The 1,386-nt window shown below is 41.0% G+C and carries 2 protein-coding genes; both read right to left on the minus strand.

Features of this window, described 5'->3' with window-relative positions; all coding sequences use genetic code 11:
• On the minus strand, positions 1-272 hold a 272-nt coding region (locus tag J5224_RS27840), incomplete at its 3' end, for a tetratricopeptide repeat protein (protein WP_264628365.1).
• Between the two features lie 100 nt (positions 273-372).
• Positions 373-1,386 (minus strand): EscU/YscU/HrcU family type III secretion system export apparatus switch protein (locus J5224_RS27845; protein ID WP_264628366.1); only part of this gene is annotated, 1,014 nt, incomplete at its 5' end.

A 1,386-nucleotide genomic window follows, 5' to 3' on the forward strand; every position in this document is an offset into this window, starting at 1 on the left:
GCTTTGCTGTAATTTTTCTTTACCTGGTTAACGGCCCCCAAACCAATAAAGTAGTCTGGGTTTTTAAGATCGTAGAGGCAAAGGAAATGGAACAAATTCTCCGCTTCATCTAACTGGCCATTTTTATACGCCTGATAAGCATACGCATAAACATTTTCCATCATGTCATCAGTAATGCCATGAATTTCTTTTAATGTCGCCCCATGTTCCAATGTTGCCGTCATTAATAGCGCTGCTTCCTGCTCCGTGATAACACCGGTATTTTGTTCCATTTTTACTCTCCTCAGTAGGGTCATCGCTTACTGCTGATGACCGTTATTAAACCATGCGTTTATTTGATATTCACATAAAGAACGCTCATTCACCGTGTGTTTACGGTGGTGATGCATCTTCATTTTTCCAAGCATTTTCAACTTGTTGCAACCACACAAGGATACCAATGACATTGTCCAACTCCTCAAGACTGACAAAAGAGTATCGTTGGTGTGTTTTAAATATTCGTCGTGCCAACTTAATATCTTCAACAACAGGAACCCCCACCTTCTCGGCGTAAGCTCTGACGGCAAGCGCCCTCTGATTTCTCTCAAGTACAGAGATAAATGGAATACCTACCACCTCCATATTGAGATAGATCCCCACGGCAATATGCGTTGGGTTAGCAATAATCACTGCTGATTTTTCAATGTCAGTTTTTACTTGTTCAGACAATAATTCAGCATGCAGTTCTTTACGCTTAGATTTTATTTCCGGATCGCCGTCCTGCTCTTTGGACTCTCGTTTAACCTCTTGCTTGTCCATCTTGAGCTCTTTTATATGAAGAAAGTACTCAGCAAGCGCATCCAATACAAACACCAAAAGCGCACAGGATAAACACAGATAGATTAATGCGCCAAAGAGTTTCCCCCATACCAGGAATATTTGTACAGGTTCAGCATTGAGCTGAGAAAAAACCATATGTTTGTGTTTGTTCCAAAATATCATAGCGGCGATGATAAAACTCGTCAGGAAAAGTAAGGTTTTTATGACATCTTTTATCGTACGCAAACTAAATAACTTTTTGAAACCGTTAGCTGGGTTCAGCGCATTAAAATTCAGTTTTAGCGCTTTACTGGCAAGTAAAAAACCGGTCTGCAATAGCGTTGGAAACACTGAGGCAGCAATACAAAGCAATAAGAAAGGTAAAAATAACTTTAGCCCCGTCCAAAACATCGCTTCAGCATAGCCCAGTGCATCATGAGTGAAGCCATTTTCGATGACGAGTCGCCACATGGACATCAACTCGAAGACACCAGAAAAATTAATCAGGTATTGCACGCCCAGCAATATCAGACAAGCAATGACCAAATCTTTACTCTTAAACGACTGACCTTTTTTCGCCGCGTCTTT

It is taken from the genome of Candidatus Symbiopectobacterium sp. NZEC135 (assembly GCF_025962695.1).